Genomic DNA, 19639 nt, shown 5'->3' on the forward strand with positions numbered 1-19639 from the left:
GGCCGCGGTTCCCGGGGCCAATGGGGGCTGCCTCACTACAACAACGACATCTGCCCCCCTGGTGGACAAAACGCCTCGCAATCCAGATCAAAGCCTTCGCGCCGGTTCAAGCCCAGCCGCTTGATCGCCACACTGTAACGCCGGGCCAGCAAATCTGCGAATGGTCCTTCACCGCGCATTCGTACGCCAAAACGACTGTCATACACCTCGCCGCCGCGACTCTGTCGAATCAGGCTCATGACATGCGCTGCCCGCTGTGGATAGTGCGCCTGAAGCCACTCCTCGAACAACGGGGCGACCTCCAGCGGTAAACGCAGCATCACGTAGCTTGCGCTCAATGCACCGGCCGCTTTGGCTTCGGCCAGCAAGCTTTCCAGCTCACTGTCGTTGATCATCGGGATCATGGGCGCGCACAACACGCCAACGGGAATGCCCGCCTCACGCATCACCCGAATCGCCCTCAGCCGCGCCTTGGGCGCCGCCGCACGAGGCTCAAGGATACGTTTGAGCTCATCATCGAGGGTCGTCAGGCTGATAAACACCGACACCAGCCGCTGCTTTGCCAACTCGGCGAGCAGATCAAGGTCACGCAGAATCAACGAACCCTTGGTGATGATCGTCACTGGATGACGATAGCGCAACAACACGTCCAGGGTCGCGCGGGTGATTTTGTATTCACGCTCAATCGGCTGATAAGGATCGGTATTGGACCCCAGCGTGATCGGCGCGCAGCGGTATCCTGGCTTGGACAACTGCTGCTCCAACACCGCAGCAGCGTTGGTCTTGGCGATCAGCTTGGTCTCAAAATCCAGCCCCGGCGACATGTCCCAATAGGCGTGGCTGGGCCGCGCATAACAATAAATACAGCCGTGCTCACAGCCCCGGTAAGGATTGATGGAGCGGTCGAAAGGGATGTCCGGCGAAGTGTTGCGCGTAATAATGGTTTTCGCCGTCTCGCTACGCACCTCGGTGCCTTGGGTCAGCGGCACTTCCTGATACCAGCCGTCATCCTCCGCGACCGAGCGGTTGGGCGCGAAGCGATTGTGTGGATTACTGGCGGTTCCGCGCCCGCGGGGAGGCAGAGCAGTGGACATGAGGGCTCTCCAGATACTGTGTATGCATACAGTATCTGCGATCGACTCTTTTGCCTAGCACCACCGGGCGAGCGGTTCCCTTCCCACACACATTTATCAACCCGCCTTGCGGATGCTTGCGACATCTTCCGCCTTGACCACGCTGGCCTGATTCCCCCAACTGCTGCGGATGAAATTGACCACGTCAGCCACTTCCTGGTCCGACAGACGCCAGGCGTAGGCAGGCATGGTGAAGGTCGACGGCGCGGTATGGGTCGCCGCCAGCGTGCCGCCTTTGAGGACGATGTGAATCAACGAGGTCGCGTCTTCGGACTGCAACACCGGGTTGCCCGCCAGTGCCGGGAACACGCGGGTATAGCCATGACCGTCGGTGCGGTGACAGGCGGCACAGTTATCGATGTAGACCGCAGCGCCGGCTTTGCTGTCATCGCCTTTCCACAGCGCTTTGGCGACCTGCTCATCGTATTGATGGGGCTGATCGTCAGGGTTGTTGGCGGGCAGGGCTTTCAGGTAGCGGGCAATGGCGGTCAAATCTTCATCGCTCATGTATTGCATGCTGTGCACGATCACATCGGTCATACCGCCGAACACGGCGCTGTGGTCACTGCGGCCGGTTTTGAGGAATTGCACCAGTTGCGCCTCGGACCAGCTCCCCAGGCCATCTTTATGATCGCCACGCAGGCTTTTGGCGATCCAGCCTTCAAGCGGTGCGCTGCCGGACAGGAATGTGTTGCCTTCATTCGCGCTCAAGGCTTTTTCCTGCATGCTGATGGCCCGTGGTGTGTGGCACGCGCCGCAATGGCCAAGGCCTTCAACCAGGTAGGCGCCACGACTGACCACGGCATCTTGCGCAGCCGGTGCCTGATAGGCCTCGACCTTCGGCGCGAACATCCAGCGCCAGCCCGTCAACGGCCAGCGCATGCTCAATGGCCAAGGGATGTCGACGGCCTTGTTGTCCTGAGCAACGGGCTCTACACCTTTCATGAAGTACGCGTACAACGCCTGCATGTCGGCTTCGGTCACTCGCGCATACGACGGATACGGCATGGCGGGGTACAAGGTGCTGCCGCTTTTGGCGACGCCCTGACGCACGGCATTGTCGAAGTCCTCGAAGCTGTAGGCGGCTATGCCGGTCTTGTCCGGGGTGATGTTGGTCGAGTAAATCGTGCCAATGGGCGTTTCCATGGGCAGCCCACCGGCGAATGGCTTGCCATCCTTCGCGGTGTGGCAAGCCACGCAGTCACCGGCACGCGCCAGGTACTCGCCCTGTTTGATCAACGCCGGGTCCGGGTTATCAACAGCAAAAGCAGGGACGCCGAAACACAGGGCCAAGGTCGCGATAAGCAGATTTTTCATGATCATCGCTCCTTATGCCTGAACCAGCGGGCCTGGGTTTTTCAGGTACTGCTCGCGAATCGCCTTGGCCGACCAGTAGGTCAGTGCAGCCACCAGACCTGTCGGGTTGTAACCAAGACCTTGTGGGAAAGCGGACGCCCCCGGGACGAAAACGTTATGCACGTCCCAGCTCTGCAGGTAGCGATTGATCACACTGGTTTTCGGGTCGGTGCCCATGATCGCGCCACCGTTAAGGTGGGTGGTCTGGTAAGCGGCAGTGTTGAAGTGCTCGCCCACTTTTTTGCCCAGCAAGGCGATGGCTTTGGGGTTCATGGCTTCGGCAATTTTGCTCATTTTCGAGACCATGAACTGGTTCATCTTGATGTCGTTTTCCTGCCAGTCGAAGGTCATGCGCAATAAAGGCTGGCCGTAGGCATCGCGGTAGGTCGGATCGAGATCCAGGTAGTTACCCCGGTAGGATTGATGCGCGCCGTGGGCGTCCATCGACACTTGGTGCGAATAAAAATCGGCGGTGGTGCGCTTCCAGGCGCTGCCCCAGGCTGGCGTGCCCGGCGGGTTGGACGTACCGGCAATCGGCCGGCTGCCCGCCTGGTTGACCCACATCGGTGAGCCCCCGACGAAACCGTGCGGCCCGTGATCGAAGTTGTCCGCGTTGAAGTCATCAATCGCAACGCCCGCGCCACCCGCACCGATGAAGTTGTTGGTGTACACGTCTTTGTCGAAGAACGCCTTGATGGTTGCCATGTTCTGGTAGGCGAAGTTTTTGCCAACCACGCCTTCTCCGGTTTTCGGGTCGTAAGGCTTGCCGATCCCGGAAAGCAGGAGCATGCGCACGTTATTAAACTGAAACGCACCGAGGATCACCAGATCCGCCGGCTGCTCGATTTCCCGGCCCTGCGCATCGACGTAGGTCACGCCGGTGGCCTTGGTTTTGCTGCTGTCGAGGTTGATCCGCAGCACATGGGCGTTGGGCCGTAGCTCGAACGTCGGGGTCTGTTTGAGCGCCGGCAGAATGTTCACGTTGGGCGATGCTTTGGAATACATGTAGCACACGTAACCGCTGCAAAATCCGCAGAAATTGCACGGCCCCATCTGCGCGCCATAAGGGTTGGTGTAAGGCCCTGAGGTGTTGGCCGAGGGCAGGTCATACGGCTTGTAGCCCGCGACGCCGGCAGCTGTGTGAAACATCTGCGCGGAGTAGGTTCTTTTCTGCGGCACCAGTGGGAAATGATCGGAGCGATCAGGTGCATATGGATTGCCACCTTTGCCCTGGCCGACATTTTCGCCCTTGACCGTCCACGCCTGACCAGAGGTGCCGAAGACTTTCTCGGCGAAGTCGAAGTGCGGCTCCAGCTCTTCATAGCTGACGCCGAAATCCTGAATGGTCATGTCCTTGGGGATGAAGCTTTTGCCGTAGCGCTCTTCGTAATGACTGCGCATGCGAAGCTCGATCGGGTCGACCCGAAAATGCACACCGGACCAATGCAAACCCGCGCCGCCCACACCATTGCCAGGCAGAAACGCACCGAGCTGGCGGTTAGGCAGGGCCACGTCATTGACGCTGTGACGGATGGTCACGGTTTCCTTGGAGATGTCCTGGAACAGCTTTTTGCGCACGCTGTAGGTCAGTTCGTCGATCACCTGGGGATAGTTGCCGTCCGGGTAGGTGTCTTGCATCGGTCCGCGTTCAAGGGCGAGCACATTGAGCCCGGCTTCGGTGAGTTCCTTGGCCATGATTGCGCCGGTCCAGCCAAAGCCGATGATCACTGCATCGACCTTCTTCATGATGGTTGCCATGCTCAAGCCCTCTCGCCGCGAATAGACACTGCCGGGAACGGGTAAGGCTCGTTGCGTTCGACCCAATCCATGAAATCGGCGCGAGCGCCCGGGAAACCGACCATGGTCCAGCCGACCAGGCCCTTATTGCCACCGTGGATCGGGTCGCAGAAAAACCCCTCCTTGGTGTTTTGCAGCAACAGATTGAAAAACAGACTCGGCGGCACGCTGTCGAACGTCGCCTTGCCTGCTTCCAGCTGCTTGAGTGCCTCGTCCTGCGCAGACGGGCTCAACTCAGCGAAGACCTTGCCGTGTTGCTGTTTGCACCAGACGTCGCAGGCAGCGATGCCCAGACGGTAGATGTCTTTGGGCACCAGCTTGCTCTGCCAACCCATTTCCTTCGGCGCGTCGGCCACGAAAGGCCCTTGCATGAACCACAGCGCACCGTTGGCATACGGCGTGTTCATCTGCCGATCAATGTATTCCGGCGCCCCGGCTTCAAGGGCGCCAGGGCCTTGTTCGTCATCCGGAATCAGGCGCGCGACCGCCGCATTGATGAAGGCCCATTCTTCAGCCGTGAAATAGCTCGGCTCATACACCTTATTACTGGCAGGGGCTTCGGGCGGCGGTGTCGCGGTGGTCACGGCCGGTGGTTGAGCCAGCACGACGCTGCTGCCCAGACCGAAGCCCGCACTGGCGACCGTTACCACGGGGATCAACGTCAGGGTTTTGCGCAGAAACTCACGCCGCGGATTGTCTTGCTCAGACATGGGATGCCTCATCTTGCGATCACGGTTAAGGAGCCGCTCTTGGGCGGCCAGTCTTTTCGGGGCTGTTGGGTCGCACAGACAAGGTGCCACGACTTTAAGTACAGAACGCGCCGGCGAACTTAAGTTACAAATGGTAGCAGGCTAACGATAAGAAAAATCGATTCAGCATCAAAAAATCAGATCATTCCGACAAATGAAACCGGTATCAGTCTGCAAATCACAGTTCTTTGACATCTTTCTCACACAGCGTTGACCCCCAAAACCTCAGTCTCGCCGGTCAACCATGCCCTGTCAGACGGTTCTCCCGATGCCTAATAAGCTGCTCCTTACGCTGTGCCTTGCTTTCATCGCCCCGCTGCTCGCGCCATTGGCGCAGGCTGACGACGCCACCCCAGGATTGAGCCCACGTCCAACCCAATGGGCGCAATCGATAGACCCTAAATACAACCTCTACAAAATGACGCCCACGCTGTATCGCAGCAAGTTGCCTGACGCACAGGCTCTCCCGTTGCTGCAGAAGCTGGGTGTGGTGACCGTGATCGACTTCCTCAAGGAAAGCGATTCGAGCTGGTTGTCATCGCCAGAAATAACGCAAGTGCAGATCCCGCTGCGAACCGTCCATATCGATGACGCCGACATCCTGACCTCGCTGCGGGCGATTCAGGCCGCTGAACTCAAAGGTCCGGTATTGATTCACTGCAAACACGGGCTCGACCGCACCGGGATAGTGTCGGCCATGTATCGCGTGGTCGTGCAGGGGTGGAGCAAGGAGGCCGCGCTGGATGAAATGACCCAAGGCGGTTTTGGCGATATAGCGCAGCTAAAATACGCCATCAAATACCTTAAAGGTGCCGATGTAGACGCGCTGCGCAGTGCGCTGGCCAGTGGTGCATGCAGCACCAGCCCGTTTGCGATTTGCGCGATGAAAGCGTTGTTCAAGTCCGCTGGCGCGAACTGAGAGATAAAAGCGTCTGTAGGCGCTGCCATCGGCAGCGCCTACAGAAAGGTCAGCTCGGGTCGACTGGCTTTTTCAGCTTGGGATTAGGGAAAAACTGCACACCCTGCACCTTTGGATCTGCCGGTTTTACCACCGGTTTGTTAACCCGCGTGCCGAGCTCTTTAGGCACGGACAGCCCCTGCTCGTTGAGGGTATCGGAGTAACCGCAGCCCACGCATTCGCGGTGAGGGACGTCGTTCTCGCTCCACATCATCAACTTGTCAGGCTCGCTGCACGCCGGGCAGACAGCCCCGGCGATAAAGCGCCTTTTGGTGATCGTTACCGATGCCTCGGTCATAGTGCCGCTCCCTCACTCAAGCCTGAATGGCGCAAGAGTGCGTCAATCGTCGGCTCACGTCCGCGGAAGTCGACGAACAGCACCATCGGCTCCTGTGAGCCGCCGCGCGCCAGAATCGCTTCGCGGAACGCGCGACCGGTGTCGGAGTTGAACACCCCTTCTTCCTCGAACTTCGAGAACGCATCGGCCGACAACACTTCAGCCCACTTGTAGCTGTAGTAACCCGCCGCATAACCGCCGGCAAAGATGTGCGCGAAGCTGTTGGGGAAGCGGTTATAGGCCGGCGGACGCATCACCGACACTTCATCGCGAATGCCCTCAAGCACTTGCAGCACAGTGCGACCGTCGCCATGGGTGGCGTGCAGTTCGAAGTCGAACAGCGAGAATTCCAGCTGGCGCACCATCATCAGCCCGGACTGAAAGTTCTTCGCAGCGAGCATTTTTTCCAGCAAGTCCTGCGGCAGTGCTTCGCCGGTTTCGTAATGCGCTGAGATCAGCGCCAGACCTTCAGGCTCCCAGCACCAGTTCTCCATGAACTGGCTCGGCAACTCGACCGCATCCCATGCCACGCCGTTGATACCCGACACGCCCGCGTGTTCGACGCGGGTCAGCAGGTGATGCAGGCCATGACCGAACTCGTGGAACAGGGTGGTCACTTCGTCGTGGGTCAGCAGCGCAGGCTTGCCACCGACCGCTGGTGTGAAGTTGCACACCAGATTTGCTACCGGGTTTTGCAGCTGACCTTTAGCGGTGCGGCGACGATCCCGTGCGCCGTCCATCCAGGCGCCGCCACGTTTGTTGGCGCGAGCATAGAGGTCGAAGAAGAAGCGCCCGACGTGTTGGCCGTTTTCTGTGATTTCGAACAGGCGAACATCCGGGTGCCAGGTGTCGAAACCTGTTTGCTCGGCGATTTCGATGCCATACAGGCGTTGCACGATAGCAAACAGACCGGTCAGCACTTTATCGATGGGGAAGTAAGCGCGCAGGGTTTCCTGGGAGACGCTGTAGCGTTGCTCACGGAGTTTTTCCCCGTAGAACCCGCTGTCCCAGCTTTGCAGATCGGCGCAGCCTTGCTCGGCGGCATAAGCCTTGAGCTGTTGCAGGTCTTGAACGGCGAACGGCTTGCTGCGTTTGGCCAGATCACGCAGGAAGCTCAATACGTGATCGCTGGTCTCAGCCATCTTGGTCGCCAGGCTCAACTCGGAGAAGCTGGTGAAACCAAGCAATTGGGCCAGTTCGTGGCGCAGGTCGAGGATGTCGACCATGACCGGACCGTTGTCGTTCTGACCGGCATTCGGGCCTTGATCGGACGCACGGGTGCAATAGGCCGCGTAAATCTCTTCACGCAGGGCACGGTCTTCGGCGTAGGTCATCACCGCGTAGTAGCTCGGGAATTCCAGGCTGATCAACCAGCCATCGAGGTCCTTGGCCTTGGCGGCAGCGGCCATCTGCGCTTTGGCCGAATCCGTCAGGCCGGCGAGGGCGGCCTCGTCGGTGACGAGCTTGGTCCACGCCTGCGTCGCGTCGAGCAGTTGGTTGGAGAAGCGGCTGCCCAGTTCAGACAATTTGCTCTGCACCTCGGCATAACGCTGTTGCTGTGCAGGCGGCAAATCGATACCCGACAGGCGGAAATCACGCAGCGAGTGCTCGATAATGGTTTTTTGCGCCACATCGAAGCTTGCGGCTTCCGGGCTGCTGGCCAATGCCTCGAAGGCCTGGAACAGCTCGCGGTTCTGGCCCATCTCGGTAGAGTAGGCACTCAACGCTGGCAGGCAAGACTCATAGGCCTCACGCAATTCGGCGCTGTTGCACACGGCATTCAGGTGGCTGACCGGGCTCCAGGCCGCGCCCAGGCGGTCATTGAGCTCGTCCATGGCCAGGATCAGGCCGGCCCAGGTCGGCTGTTTGGCCTGGGTAACGAGGATCTCGGCAATCGCGCTACGGTTGTCGGCAAGGATCTGGTCAATCGCCGGTTTGACGTGCTCGGCGCGGATCGCCGAGAAGAGTGGCAAGTCATACGGCTGCAAAAGAGGGTTGTTCGCGCTCACGGTTTAGCACCTTGGCTGGAAGAATCACTGGCACATCTTAATTACAATCGACGCTGACCGCAGCACTCAGACCCATCTATAAGTCTCAGAGAAGGAACCTATCGTGGCTATTCGCAAGTATCAGCACCACATTCCAGTGCTCGCCGAGCGCGCATTTGTCGACTATTCGGCGGTGGTGATCGGCGATGTCGAGATCGGCGCCGACAGTTCGATCTGGCCGCTGACGGTGATTCGCGGCGACATGCACCGCATCCGCATCGGCGCGCGCACCAGCGTCCAGGACGGTTGCGTGCTGCATATCACCCACGCAGGCCCGTTCAACCCGGACGGCTTCCCGTTGCTGATCGGTGATGAAGTGACCATCGCCCATAAAGTCATGCTGCATGGCTGCACAGTCGGCAATCGTATTCTGATCGGCATGGGCAGCATCGTCATGGACGGTGCAGTGGTCGAGGACGAGGTGATCATCGGCGCGGGTAGCCTGGTACCGCCTGGCAAGCGATTGGAGAGCGGCTTTCTGTACGTCGGCAGCCCGGTGAAACAGGTGCGGGCGCTGACAGACAAAGAACGCGCGTTCTTCAGCTACAGCGCCAGCAACTACGTGAAGCTCAAGGATCAACACCTGGCCGAAGGTTACGATCAGCCGCTGTGAATGACTCGTTGAGTTATCCACAGGCCACGTCCACGCATTAGAAACGGGAAGACCATGCATTACCAAAATATTCTGTTCGACCTCGATGGCACCCTGACCGACCCTCGCCTGGGGATAACGCGCTCGATCCAGTTCGCCCTGAGCCGCTTGGGTATCGATGAGCCGGACCTCACCAGGCTCGAGCACTTTATCGGCCCACCCTTGTTGCAGGCATTCATGCAGTTCTACGACTTCGACGAAGCCAAAGCCTGGGAAGCGGTGGGGTTCTATCGCGAGCGCTTCAAAGTCACCGGTCTCTATGAAAACCAGGTATTCGACGGTGTGTTCGGGCTATTGGAAACCCTCGCCAGCCAGAACCGTGCGCTGTACATCGCGACCTCAAAACCGTGGGTATTCGCCCATGAAATCGCCCGGCATTTTGACTTCGCCAAGCATTTCAAAGTGATTTACGGCAGCGAACTGGACGGCACCCGCACCGACAAAGTCGAACTGATCCGCCATCTGCTGGCCGAAGAAGGTCTGGACCCCGGGCAAACGTTGATGATCGGTGATCGCAAACACGACTTGATCGGCGCCCAGCGTAACGGCCTGGACGTCGCCGCCGTAGGTTATGGATTTGGCAGTCATGACGAGCTGGTGGCCGAGTCGCCGACCTATCACTTCGCGACGTTGGCCGAGTTGCATGCGGCGTTTTTGAAGACGAAGTAACTGCCGCAAAACCTGCGGTGACATGAATGAGTGCCGGGAAGTGTGTTGATCGCAAATCCTAGGAGCTGTCGCCCCGTCTGCGACGCCGCGCTGTCGCGCAGCAAACCGGGTCCCCGTAGGAGCTGCCGAAGGCTGCGATAAGGTCGGTACGACCTTCAGCGGTCTCAAGAAAGCGACCGGTTCCCGGTCGATCGCAGCCTTCGGCAGCTCCTACAGTCATGTGTCTGATCCAGCCAGCCTCCGCAACGCCGCCTTGCGCTGTTCCATCGGCAGCGCTCCCAGCTTCTCCACCGCGCTGTAGAACGCGGGCCAGTCACCGTTGACCTGCTTGAACAGCGCGGTGAATGCCGGCACCCACTGGTCGTAGAGCCCAAAGGGCAGCAGTTTGGCGTTGTTCATCGGCGCATTGATCCAGGGATCGAAGCGTTTATCGCCTGCCCATTGAGCATCGCGCATCTGCCGATAATCACGGCGCAACCGCTCGAACTCCGCCGCTTTGCGCTCACGCATTACCTCCGCCGCGAGTGGCTGACCGTACAGTGTTTTCAAGCGTTCCCGCACATCCAGAACCAACTGAATAAACTGATCATTCTGTTTCGAAGCCGCCAGGCTTTGCGGGGCCAGCCCTCGTGCCACGCGCCATTGGCGGGCGCCTTCCTGCTCGACGAAGTTGGCGTAGGACTCGTTGAACTCAGTGTCGTCCTTCACATAAAAACGCTGATGCGCCAGCTCATGAAAAATCAGCGCGGCCATGCGCTCGTCACCTCGGCTGAGCATCGAGCTCAGAATGGGATCGTCGAACCAGCCCAGCGTGGAATACGTTTCTACCCCGCTGACGTAGACATCCATGCCTGCCTGACGCTGCAACGCGGCCTCGCCTCTGGCTGCGCCCTGGCTGTAGTAACCGCGATACGCGACGCACCCGGCGACGGGAAAACAATGGGTGACCGGGTCCAGCGAGAACGCCCCTGTCGCGAATACATTCCACACCACATAAGGTCGGCCGACATCGACATACAGGCGGTAGCTGGGGTTATCCGGCAGGTGCAGCTGACGACTGGCGAAAGCCCGAGCCTGCTGCGATTTGATCAGATGCTCGCGCAATGCCGGGGCGCTATTGGGGTCGGCGATGACCTCGGCCACCGGTTCACGGGCATGCAGCAAGCGCCATTGGCCGCTGGCCAGTTGGCTGTAGTAATCGATGCTGGAGCAGCCACCAAGCAAGAGCAACATCAGTAGCGCAAAACCATGGCTGAGAAACAACCTGTCGTGTCGAATCATGCCCCGGCCTTAATGTCTTATTGAGTACGCGTTATGCCGGACAGTCGACCCCTGACGCAACTATCATCAACACGTGTTCGATCACGGAGCCTGCCATGCGCCAGCCACTGTTGATATCTGCCCTGATTGCCCTCGCCGGGTGCGCCAGCCCTGTGCCCCCCGCTGACCCGCAACAGGCGTGGGTCGAGATGTTCACCTACACCGGGAACCTGGTGATGGCCGACAAGCTCGACGGCAAGCGACTGGACGACGGGCGTTACTTTCAAGTGCCTCCCGGCAGCCATGAGTTGCAGATGCGGTATGACTACGAGATCTATGGCGGCGGGTTTGGCGGGATGTTCGAGAGCACGCAGCGGACGTGTTACATCGTCGTGCGTTATGACCACTTCGCTCCAGGGCAACGTTACCGGCTCGAAGGACGCTCGGCTGGCATCACCATCAGCGGCCGCCTGTATGACGCCCAGCGCCAGATGGTCGCCGAAGACCACGAGGTCACCTGCCTGTGATCACTTGTCGTTCTTTTGGTAGATGATTTTTTTGCTGCCGCCCTCGCACGTGCCAACGACCATGTTCTGGTCATGCACTTCGTCATTGCTGACAATTTCCAGGGTGTAGGAACTCACATTATTGGCCTGGATTCGGGACTCGATCTCGGCCTTGAGTTCCTCGCAGGGTTTGACTGCCGCCAGCACACTGGTGGCCGATACGGTACAGATAACAGCTAAAACGAAACGTTTCATGCTCGACTCCTTCGATACGGCGCACAGAGTACTGCGCTAACGCTGCAACGATCCATTCGACTTTCATTACGTCGGCCACGTGTGACGTCAATAGCGGCTGAATACGGAGGGCAGAGCGAGTGAACAACCCGCACAGGCTGAGCTGTGCGGAGTTGGTCGTGGCAACGAGGTCGATTAGCTGACCAGCGTTGCGTCCAGGGTGATTTTCGCGTTCAGGACTTTGGACACCGGGCAGCCTTCTTTGGCTTTCCTGGTCAGTTCGTCGAACTGCTGCTGCGTGGCGCCCGGGATCTTCGCTTTAAGGATCAGGTGCACGGCAGTGATGGAAAAACCGTCAGCCAATTGCTCCAGGGTCACTTGGGCTTCAGTATCGATGCTGTCGGCTTTCAGATTGGCTTCGCCGAGAATCATCGACAGCGCCATAGAGAAACAGCCCGCATGAGCCGCGCCGATCAGCTCCTCCGGATTGGTGCCCTTGCCGCCTTCGAAGCGCGCCTTGAAGCCGTAGGGTGCTTTGTTAAGGACATTGGTTTCGGTGGAGAGGCTACCAATACCGCTCTTCAGATCGCCTTCCCAATGTGCCGATGCTTTCTTGATTATGCTCATGGTCTCTCCTCATGACAGTGTGCGAGGGGGTTCGCACAGGGACAAAGGTTCTGAGGATAGTCGTCTCAATAAAGTTCAACTGTCGGAAAAACCCAGTGTTTTAGTAGGTCTTTTCCTGCCCAGCCATTGAAACTCAGAGATTTGCCCACACTCATTAGAGATCAGGATGGGTTTTGGTCATCATCGGATTTCACCGGTCAAGCCTGCAAGACACACTCCAGAGGCTATTTAGCGGCTTATGAAACGTTTAGCGGATATCAAAATATCAACGCTCGACCTGGTGCCCGTGCGCCAGGATGCCGGCCCGGCACAGTCTCTGCGTAACTCGCTGGATTTGGCGCAGCATGTTGAAAAGCTCGGTTACAACCGTTTTTGGGTCGCTGAGCACCACAACATGGACGGCATCGCCAGCTCGGCGACGGCGGTGCTGCTCGGCTATCTGGCCGGCGGCACCTCGACGATTCGGGTCGGGGCGGGCGGCGTCATGCTGCCGAACCATGCACCGCTGGTGATCGCCGAACAGTTCGGCACCCTCGCCAGCCTGTACCCAGGCCGGATTGATCTGGGCCTCGGTCGCGCACCCGGTTCCGACCAAATGACCGCTCGCGCCCTGCGTCGTGAGCGATCCGGCAGCGCCGACGATTTCCCTGAAGACGTCACCGAGCTTCTGCGCTATCTCGGCCCGCGCACACCTGATCAAAAAGTGATCGCTGTGCCAGGTTCGGGCACTAACGTTCCGGTCTGGTTGTTGGGTTCCAGCTTGTTCAGCGCGCAACTGGCAGGGGAGCGCGGTCTGCCGTACGCCTTCGCCTCACACTTCGCGCCGCGTTACATGCACGAAGCCATTCGCGTCTACCGCAACCATTTCAAGCCCTCGGCCTATCTGGAAAAGCCGTATGTCATGCTCGGCGTGCCCTTGGTGGCGGCCGATACCGACGAGCAAGCTGATTACCTGGCAACCTCGGTCTATCAGCGGATTCTGGCGTTGATGCGCGGCCAAAGCCTGATGCAGCGCCCGCCGGTCGAGACCATGGACGGCCTGTGGTTGCCCCATGAGCGCGAAGCGGTCGCGAGTTTCCTCGGCTTGGCGATGGTCGGCGGCCCGCAGAAAATCCGCGCCAAGCTGGATGTGCTGCTGGAGCAGACCCAAGCCGATGAGCTGATTTTCACCTGTGACCTGTATGAACACGCGGATCGACTGCGCTCGTATGAAATTCTCGCGCAAACCGTGCAGGGCTGAGGCTCACCCCAAAAAAGGGTAGGGGGAAAACCCTTTCACTGGACATAAAAAACCGACGCCATGTGCGTCGGTTTTTTATGAATCAGTGATAAATCAGCCGCGTTTGTACACGATTTCCTTGGTGCCGCCTTCACAGGTACCGACCACTTTCCCGTCGGCCGCACTGCCTTTGGCGACGACTTCCAGCGTGTAGGTCGAGGCGCCTTTTGCCTTGATCTTCGCGTCGATTTCCGACTTCAAATCATCACAGGACTTGCCCGCCGCCATCGTGGTTCCCGCCATGCTCAACAAACCAACCGCCAGTAGAAACTTCTTCATCGGTCACACTCCCTCGTTAGGTTAACTGGGTTGAAAAACAACCCAAGTCATTAACCGCGCCAACGGTTTCGCGACAGCGGGTTCTCTGTATGTAGCGGAGATTATGGCAATCGGCCAGCGCGAAAGTTCAGCGCGGTCAGCTATTCTCAATCCGGAAGCCGACGTTCAGGGTGACCTGATAGTGCGCAACCTTGCCCTCTCTGATGTGGCCTCGGGTTTCCAGCACTTCGAACCATTCCAGATGCTTGATGCTCTTGGCGGCTTCAGTGATTGCATTATTGATGGCGTCTTCAATCGTTGTGGACGATGAGCCGACCAGCTCGACTTTCTTGTAGGTATGGTGATCAGTCATGGTAGTTCTCCTGAAGGTGTCCGTAAGAGCGTAGCAGTGAAATTGCTCGCAGCTTTGTGGGCAAATTCTTTTGAAATGCTCATCTACACTGCACTTTCCTCGAACCCCGCAGTCCGAAAGAACACACGCCTCTCATCAATGCAGGAGATCCACCATGGCCAACACTTCTTTACGTAAAGCCTCGTTGCAAAGCATGGAAGCCGAGATCGAAAGCCTTCTCAAGTCCCTTGAGAGCCTTAAGTCCGATGCCTCGGAAGAGTCGCATAAAACCCTGAAAGCCTTGAAAGCCAACGCCGAAAGCGCACTGAGCCATTCACGCCACCTGCTCAGTGATGTGTATGAAGACGTCAAAGAAAAGACCCGTGAAACCGGTGTCGCTACCCGCGATTACGCTCAAGAACACCCGTGGACCACCGCAGGTGTGGCCGTAGGCGCTGTCGGTCTGCTGGCAGCCTACCTATTGTGCAAACGCGCTCATTGATCAGCCGCTGGCAGCACGCTCAAGCTCAGTCTTGAGCCACTGCGCCAACTGCTGAGCACGCCCGTCTGCGGCGCGTTTAGGTACCCATAACGCCAGCTGCGCCGGGGTTTCACTAAAGCCCCAAGGCGCAGCCAGGCGTCCAGCGCGCAAGTCATCGGCAACCAGGGGTTCCGGGGCAATGGCGATGCCCAGCCCGGCGACGGCTGCCTCCAGCAAATAATACAAATGCTCGAAACCCTGCCCGTAATGCAAAGCCGCAGGCTCGATGCCGTTTTGCTGCGCCCAAAGAGGCCATGCTTGCGGACGCGACGTCGTTTGCAGCAATGCCTCACTCAGCAACGCTTGAGCTGGCGCTTGGCGCAGGTGCTCGAAACGCGCAAACCGTGGGCTGAGGACCGGGCCGATACGCTCGCTGGCCAGTTCATAGACCTGCATGTCCGCAGGCCAAGGCGGCTCGGCGAAGATCAATAACGCGTCCAGACCTGGTCGACGCGGGTCTAGATCGCCTTCGCCCGCCGACAAGTGCAGACGAAGATCCGGCAGCTCGGCATTCAGTCGCCCCAGGCGCGGGATAAACCAGCGCGCCAGCAGGCTGCCCGAACAGCCGAGAACAAAAGGCGCATCGGCCTTATCGTGGGTCAGCTCCGCACACACGGTACGCAACCGTTCAAATGCCTCGGCACTGGCATCTCGCAAACGAATGCCGGCATCTGTGAGTTTAAGGCCGCGCCCATCCTTGACGAACAAGGCCAGCCCCAGATGCTCTTCAAGCACTTTAAGCTGGCGACTGACCGCCCCGTGGGTGACGTGCAGCTGCTCGGCAGCCTGACTGACGCTGTTCAAACGCGCCGCCGCTTCGAAAGCGCGCAGGGCGTTGAGAGGAGGGAGATCGCGGCTCATGGTATCTGTGAGTTTTCCTGACAGGTTGCGTCGATCTTATCGGTTTTCATCGATGCTCGTGCTGGTTAAAGTGGGCTCATTGCCTGATTGGCTAATCCTTTTCGTCAAATCACCTGGAGGTCCCATGACCCAGACCAAGTTCAGCAGCGGCCCTGATGCCAACGGCCTGTTTGGCTCATTCGGCGGCCGCTACGTGGCTGAAACCCTGATGCCACTGGTACTCGACCTGAACCGCGAGTACGAAGCCGCCAAGATTGACCCTGAATTTATTGAGCAACTGGCCTATTTCCAGCGCGACTACATCGGCCGTCCAAACCCGCTGTATTTCGCGGAACGCCTGACCGAGTATTGCGGCGGCGCGAAAATCTACTTCAAGCGCGAAGAGCTGAACCACACCGGCGCGCACAAGATCAACAACTGCATTGGTCAGGTGTTGCTGGCCAAGCGCATGGGCAAGAAGCGCCTGATCGCTGAAACCGGCGCTGGCATGCATGGCGTGGCCACCGCCACCGTCGCGGCCCGCTTCGGTCTGCCGTGCGTGATCTATATGGGTGCTACCGACATTGAGCGTCAACAGGCCAACGTGTTCCGGATGAGGTTGTTGGGCGCGGAAATCGTCCCGGTCACCTCCGGCACCGGCACCCTGAAAGACGCCATGAACGAAGCCCTTCGCGACTGGGTGACCAACGTCGACGACACCTTCTACATGATCGGTACCGTGGCCGGCCCACACCCGTATCCAGCGATGGTCCGCGACTTTCAGTCGATCATCGGCAAAGAAACCAAAGTACAACTGCAGGAAAAAGAGGGCCGCCTGCCAGACAGCCTTATCGCATGTGTCGGTGGCGGTTCCAACGCCATGGGCCTGTTCCACTCGTTCCTCGATGACGCCAGCGTCCAGCTCATCGGCGTCGAAGCCGGTGGTCACGGGGTTCATACTGGCAAGCACGCCGCCAGCCTGAATGGCGGTGTTCCCGGCGTATTGCACGGCAATCGCACCTATCTGCTCCAGGATGCCGACGGTCAAATCACCGACGCGCACTCGATTTCAGCCGGCCTGGATTACCCTGGCATTGGCCCTGAGCACGCTTATCTGCACGAAGTGAAGCGCGTTGAATACGTCAGCATCACGGATGACGAAGCCCTCGAAGCCTTCCACCACTGCTGCCTCCTGGAGGGCATCATCCCCGCTCTGGAGACCGCGCACGCCCTGGCCGAAGCCATGAAACGCGCAACCAATCTGCGCGATGACCACTTGATGGTGGTCTGCCTCTCGGGCCGTGGCGACAAAGACATGCAAACCGTGATGGACCATATGGCCGCCGACGCCAAGACTCAGGAGAAACGGGTATGAGCCGCCTGGAACAACGCTTTGCCGAGTTGAAAACCGAAGGCCGTGCGGCACTGGTGACCTTCGTCACTGCTGGCGACCCTGGCTACGATGCATCGCTGGCCATTCTTAAAGGCCTGCCGGCAGCGGGTGCTGATGTGATTGAGTTGGGCATGCCCTTCACCGATCCAATGGCCGACGGCGTGGCAATCCAGCTGGCGACCCTGCGCGCGCTGGACGCCGGGCAGACGCTGGCAAAAACCCTGAAAATGGTTGGCGAGTTCCGCGTCAATGACCAGACCACACCGATTGTGCTGATGGGTTACTACAACCCGATCCACCGCTTTGGCGTCGAAGCGTTCGTCGCTCAAGCCAAAGAAGTCGGGGTCGACGGTTTGATCATCGTCGACCTGCCGCCAGAACATGACACCGAACTGGCAACCCCGGCCCAGGCCGCGGGCATCGACTTCATTCGCCTGACCACACCGACCACCGATGACGCGCGCCTGCCACGCGTACTCGAACGCAGTTCCGGCTTCGTTTACTACGTGTCGGTCGCGGGTGTCACCGGGGCCGGTTCCGCGACCTCGGATCAAGTTAAAACCGCCATCGAACGTCTGCGTCGCCACACCGACCTGCCAATCAGCGTCGGTTTCGGTATCCGTACCCCAGAGCAGGCGGCCGCGATTGCCAGGCTGGCTGACGGCGTTGTAGTGGGCTCGGCACTGGTGGACAAGATTGCGACCGCCGCGTCACCGGAGCAGGCAATCGACGACGTGTTGAGCCTGTGCTCGGCCTTGGCCGAAGGCGTGCGCAAGGCCCGTGTCAATTAAGAGTAAAGATTGGACTGACGAGGAATCTATACCTCGGCACGCACACTAAGTAGTTAGGCAAAAGGGGTTCAGTGCCAATGGCACTGAACCCCTTTTTGCTTTCCGAATTTCCAGGAGCGACACATGAAAGTACCAACCCGTTTGATTGCAGGTCTGGGTATCTTGATGATCAGTGCCAGTCCGTTGTTGCAAGCAGCTCCACAAGATCAGCGTGGCCCTGATGATAATCGTCCAGGCCAACAGCAAGGCGCTGATCATGGCAAGGGTCCGCAAAACGGTGGCAACGATCAACACGGCAACGACCGGGGTCCCGGTGACAATCATCAGCAACCGGACCGCCAGGACAACCACAGTGACAACCGCGGCGACAATCGTCAGCAGCAGGGCCATCAGGACAACCGTGGTGGCAACCGTCCGCCACAGAATTTCGACCAGGTTCGTCAGACCTTTCATCAGCACCGCGACATGATCGGCCGTGGTCAGCCGCTTCCGCCAGGCATTTACATCCGTGAAGGTCATCCGCTACCTCGCGGTTACGGCAAACGCCTGGACAGCCGCTCGCTGCAATACCTGCCGCGTTATGACGGTTACGAATGGCGTCGCGTGGGCCCCGACGTCGTGTTGATCGCGGTGGCCACCGGTGTGATCTACACCATCCTCAATGGCGTGTTGAACTGATTGATTCTCTGCAGGAGCCAATACGACTGCCCGTCGCGGTTGCTCCTGCAGATTCTTCGCGCTAACTAACCTTCTGATCGCTTGAACATCGAAACATCCAGATCCCGCACCGCCCCCATCCAGATCGCATGCTCCGTGTGGTCAGCCAGCTCATCGCCCGTCAGCGGGTGCAGCAACACCACCAACCCCTTGCGATTAAGCGCCAGCCACAGCAGCACATCCGCCAACTGGGCGTGATCAAACGCCAGCTGGCAGCTCCAGTTCGGGTGCGGACCCACCCGTTTTTCATGCATCCGCCCCATCTTCACCCCAAAACGCTGCGCAGCCTCTTCGCACACTGCACGGGCCTGATCGATGGTCTGTTCGTCGAAATAAACGTGGGCGTGGTAGCCCTCAACACCGTGCATTGCTCAATCTCCAAATAACCGCTGCGCGGACGCGAACTGCTGCGGGATAAAAAGGGTCAGAACCTTAGAGAGACGTTATCCACAGACAAGGATTACTCGCCATGAAGAATGCCGAAACTCCGGTTCTGAAGCTGGTTTTGTACGGTGCCATCAGCAGTTTTGGCAGCGCCTTGATGGCAGAATTCCTGCGGCGCCAGCATGAAGTCATCGCCATTCTCGATGATTTGAACGCCTTGGCACCGCGTCCGGGTTTGCGCACCAAAGTCGGCAACCTGTTCGACGCCGAGCGTGTCAGTCAAAGCGTAGCCGGCTGCTCGGCGGTCATTTGCCTGCTGGACGCCCACGTATTGCCGGTGGGCAGCGGTGCAACGCGACCCGCGATAACGCCGGGGCCAGTAGATCAAATCAGCGCCACCCGGAACTTGATCCAAGGCATGCAACGCATGGGTATCAAGCGACTGGTGCTGGCGGGCAACTTCGCCGTGCTTGACGAGGCGCCTGAAACTGACGAGCAACAGCGAAACGCGGCGGAAACAATCGTCGAGTTATTGCGCGACAGTGACCTGAACTGGACGCTGGTCAACGCTCCCCAAGGCGTGCTCGGGCTGAGCATCGAGCACTTTAGCCAGATCAGCGACACCCTTGAACCGGGCCTGGCTGAACCCCTGGAGCGGCTGGCTCGAGTGGCCGCAGGCATCGCTGATGAATTGCTCTTGAACCTGCATGTGCGAGAGCACGTGAATTTTGTGTGCTAAATGAAATGTGCAGGCGACT

At 58.9% G+C, this 19639-nt stretch carries 23 protein-coding genes; 10 read left to right on the forward strand and 13 right to left on the reverse strand.

Going from position 1 to position 19639, the window contains the following annotated elements:
• Positions 1-35: 35 nt before the first annotated feature.
• The 4 genes from K0F75_RS18000 to K0F75_RS18015 all read right to left on the reverse strand — a co-directional run bounded on the left by K0F75_RS18000 (position 36) and on the right by K0F75_RS18015 (position 4996).
• Positions 36-1094, reverse strand: coding sequence for a PA0069 family radical SAM protein (locus K0F75_RS18000; protein ID WP_219063315.1), 1059 nt, complete (start codon positions 1092-1094; stop codon positions 36-38).
• Positions 1095-1190: 96 nt separating this feature from the next.
• Complete coding sequence (locus K0F75_RS18005) at positions 1191-2450, reverse strand: cytochrome c (protein ID WP_219063316.1); 1260 nt, start codon at positions 2448-2450, stop codon at positions 1191-1193.
• 12 nt (positions 2451-2462) lie between these two features.
• Positions 2463-4247, reverse strand: coding sequence for a GMC family oxidoreductase (locus tag K0F75_RS18010; protein ID WP_219063317.1), 1785 nt, complete (start codon positions 4245-4247; stop codon positions 2463-2465).
• Between the two features lie 2 nt (positions 4248-4249).
• The gene (locus tag K0F75_RS18015) at positions 4250-4996 is read right to left on the reverse strand and encodes a gluconate 2-dehydrogenase subunit 3 family protein (protein WP_219063318.1); all 747 of its coding nucleotides are present in this window, start codon (positions 4994-4996) and stop codon (positions 4250-4252) included.
• A 307-nt stretch (positions 4997-5303) separates the two neighbouring features.
• Between K0F75_RS18015 and K0F75_RS18020 the strand changes: the two genes are divergently transcribed.
• Positions 5304-5954 carry a dual specificity protein phosphatase family protein gene (locus K0F75_RS18020; protein WP_219063319.1) on the forward strand — a complete coding sequence of 217 codons (651 nt, stop codon included), beginning with the start codon at positions 5304-5306 and terminating at the stop codon, positions 5952-5954.
• Between the two features lie 49 nt (positions 5955-6003).
• Here K0F75_RS18020 and K0F75_RS18025 read toward each other — a convergent pair whose 3' ends face one another.
• The gene (locus K0F75_RS18025) at positions 6004-6291 is read right to left on the reverse strand and encodes a YheV family putative zinc ribbon protein (protein ID WP_219063320.1); all 288 of its coding nucleotides are present in this window, start codon (positions 6289-6291) and stop codon (positions 6004-6006) included.
• The gene (prlC, locus tag K0F75_RS18030) at positions 6288-8339 is read right to left on the reverse strand and encodes an oligopeptidase A (RefSeq protein ID WP_219063321.1); all 2052 of its coding nucleotides are present in this window, start codon (positions 8337-8339) and stop codon (positions 6288-6290) included. Before prlC ends, K0F75_RS18025 begins: the two co-directional genes overlap by 4 nt.
• Positions 8340-8442: 103 nt before the next feature.
• Here prlC and K0F75_RS18035 point away from each other — a divergent pair, with 103 nt between their 5' ends.
• Positions 8443-8991 (forward strand): gamma carbonic anhydrase family protein, encoded by a 549-nt coding sequence (locus K0F75_RS18035; RefSeq protein WP_219063322.1) that lies wholly within the window; start codon positions 8443-8445, stop codon positions 8989-8991.
• A 54-nt stretch (positions 8992-9045) separates the two neighbouring features.
• Positions 9046-9699 (forward strand): HAD family hydrolase, encoded by a 654-nt coding sequence (locus tag K0F75_RS18040; protein ID WP_219063323.1) that lies wholly within the window; start codon positions 9046-9048, stop codon positions 9697-9699.
• A gap of 216 nt (positions 9700-9915) precedes the next feature.
• Here K0F75_RS18040 and K0F75_RS18045 read toward each other — a convergent pair whose 3' ends face one another.
• Complete coding sequence (locus tag K0F75_RS18045; protein WP_219063324.1) at positions 9916-10980, reverse strand: aminopeptidase; 1065 nt, start codon at positions 10978-10980, stop codon at positions 9916-9918.
• Between the two features lie 95 nt (positions 10981-11075).
• Here K0F75_RS18045 and K0F75_RS18050 point away from each other — a divergent pair, with 95 nt between their 5' ends.
• Positions 11076-11486: a hypothetical protein gene (locus tag K0F75_RS18050; protein WP_219063325.1), complete on the forward strand. Its 411-nt coding sequence runs from the start codon at positions 11076-11078 to the stop codon at positions 11484-11486.
• Here K0F75_RS18050 and K0F75_RS18055 read toward each other — a convergent pair whose 3' ends face one another.
• Both K0F75_RS18055 and K0F75_RS18060 read right to left on the reverse strand, forming a co-directional pair.
• Entirely contained in the window at positions 11487-11720 is a 234-nt protein-coding gene (locus tag K0F75_RS18055) for a DUF1161 domain-containing protein (RefSeq protein WP_219063326.1), read from the reverse strand.
• A gap of 174 nt (positions 11721-11894) precedes the next feature.
• Positions 11895-12326 carry an OsmC family protein gene (locus K0F75_RS18060; protein WP_219063327.1) on the reverse strand — a complete coding sequence of 144 codons (432 nt, stop codon included), beginning with the start codon at positions 12324-12326 and terminating at the stop codon, positions 11895-11897.
• A gap of 238 nt (positions 12327-12564) precedes the next feature.
• Here K0F75_RS18060 and K0F75_RS18065 point away from each other — a divergent pair, with 238 nt between their 5' ends.
• Positions 12565-13566: an LLM class flavin-dependent oxidoreductase gene (locus K0F75_RS18065; RefSeq protein ID WP_219063328.1), complete on the forward strand. Its 1002-nt coding sequence runs from the start codon at positions 12565-12567 to the stop codon at positions 13564-13566.
• Between the two features lie 93 nt (positions 13567-13659).
• On the opposite strand, the gene K0F75_RS18070 is transcribed toward K0F75_RS18065, so the two are convergent.
• Both K0F75_RS18070 and K0F75_RS18075 read right to left on the reverse strand, forming a co-directional pair.
• On the reverse strand, positions 13660-13884 hold the full coding sequence (locus tag K0F75_RS18070; protein ID WP_219063329.1) for a DUF1161 domain-containing protein: 225 nt from the start codon (positions 13882-13884) through the stop codon (positions 13660-13662).
• Positions 13885-14020: 136 nt separating this feature from the next.
• Positions 14021-14236, reverse strand: a complete 216-nt coding sequence (locus K0F75_RS18075) for a dodecin (protein WP_219063330.1) — start codon at positions 14234-14236, stop codon at positions 14021-14023.
• 154 nt (positions 14237-14390) lie between these two features.
• Between K0F75_RS18075 and K0F75_RS18080 the strand changes: the two genes are divergently transcribed.
• Positions 14391-14717: a YqjD family protein gene (locus K0F75_RS18080; protein WP_219063331.1), complete on the forward strand. Its 327-nt coding sequence runs from the start codon at positions 14391-14393 to the stop codon at positions 14715-14717.
• Here K0F75_RS18080 and K0F75_RS18085 read toward each other — a convergent pair whose 3' ends face one another.
• Entirely contained in the window at positions 14718-15617 is a 900-nt protein-coding gene (locus tag K0F75_RS18085) for a LysR family transcriptional regulator (RefSeq protein WP_219063332.1), read from the reverse strand. It lies immediately after the preceding gene.
• A gap of 124 nt (positions 15618-15741) precedes the next feature.
• Here K0F75_RS18085 and trpB point away from each other — a divergent pair, with 124 nt between their 5' ends.
• The 3 genes from trpB to K0F75_RS18100 all read left to right on the forward strand — a co-directional run bounded on the left by trpB (position 15742) and on the right by K0F75_RS18100 (position 18458).
• Positions 15742-16971: a tryptophan synthase subunit beta gene (gene trpB / locus K0F75_RS18090; protein WP_219063333.1), complete on the forward strand. Its 1230-nt coding sequence runs from the start codon at positions 15742-15744 to the stop codon at positions 16969-16971.
• Complete coding sequence (gene trpA, locus K0F75_RS18095) at positions 16968-17780, forward strand: tryptophan synthase subunit alpha (protein ID WP_219063334.1); 813 nt, start codon at positions 16968-16970, stop codon at positions 17778-17780. Before trpB ends, trpA begins: the two co-directional genes overlap by 4 nt.
• 123 nt (positions 17781-17903) lie before the next feature.
• A complete protein-coding gene (locus tag K0F75_RS18100) occupies positions 17904-18458 on the forward strand; it encodes an anti-virulence regulator CigR family protein (protein WP_219063335.1) in 555 nt (184 codons plus the stop codon).
• Between the two features lie 65 nt (positions 18459-18523).
• Here K0F75_RS18100 and K0F75_RS18105 read toward each other — a convergent pair whose 3' ends face one another.
• A complete protein-coding gene (locus K0F75_RS18105) occupies positions 18524-18865 on the reverse strand; it encodes a DOPA 4,5-dioxygenase family protein (RefSeq protein ID WP_219063336.1) in 342 nt (113 codons plus the stop codon).
• Positions 18866-18966: 101 nt separating this feature from the next.
• Here K0F75_RS18105 and K0F75_RS18110 point away from each other — a divergent pair, with 101 nt between their 5' ends.
• A complete protein-coding gene (locus tag K0F75_RS18110) occupies positions 18967-19620 on the forward strand; it encodes an NAD(P)-dependent oxidoreductase (RefSeq protein ID WP_219063337.1) in 654 nt (217 codons plus the stop codon).
• Positions 19621-19639: the final 19 nt, after the last annotated feature.

Source organism: Pseudomonas sp. UMAB-08 (genome assembly GCF_900095225.1).
Lineage (GTDB): Bacteria > Pseudomonadota > Gammaproteobacteria > Pseudomonadales > Pseudomonadaceae > Aquipseudomonas.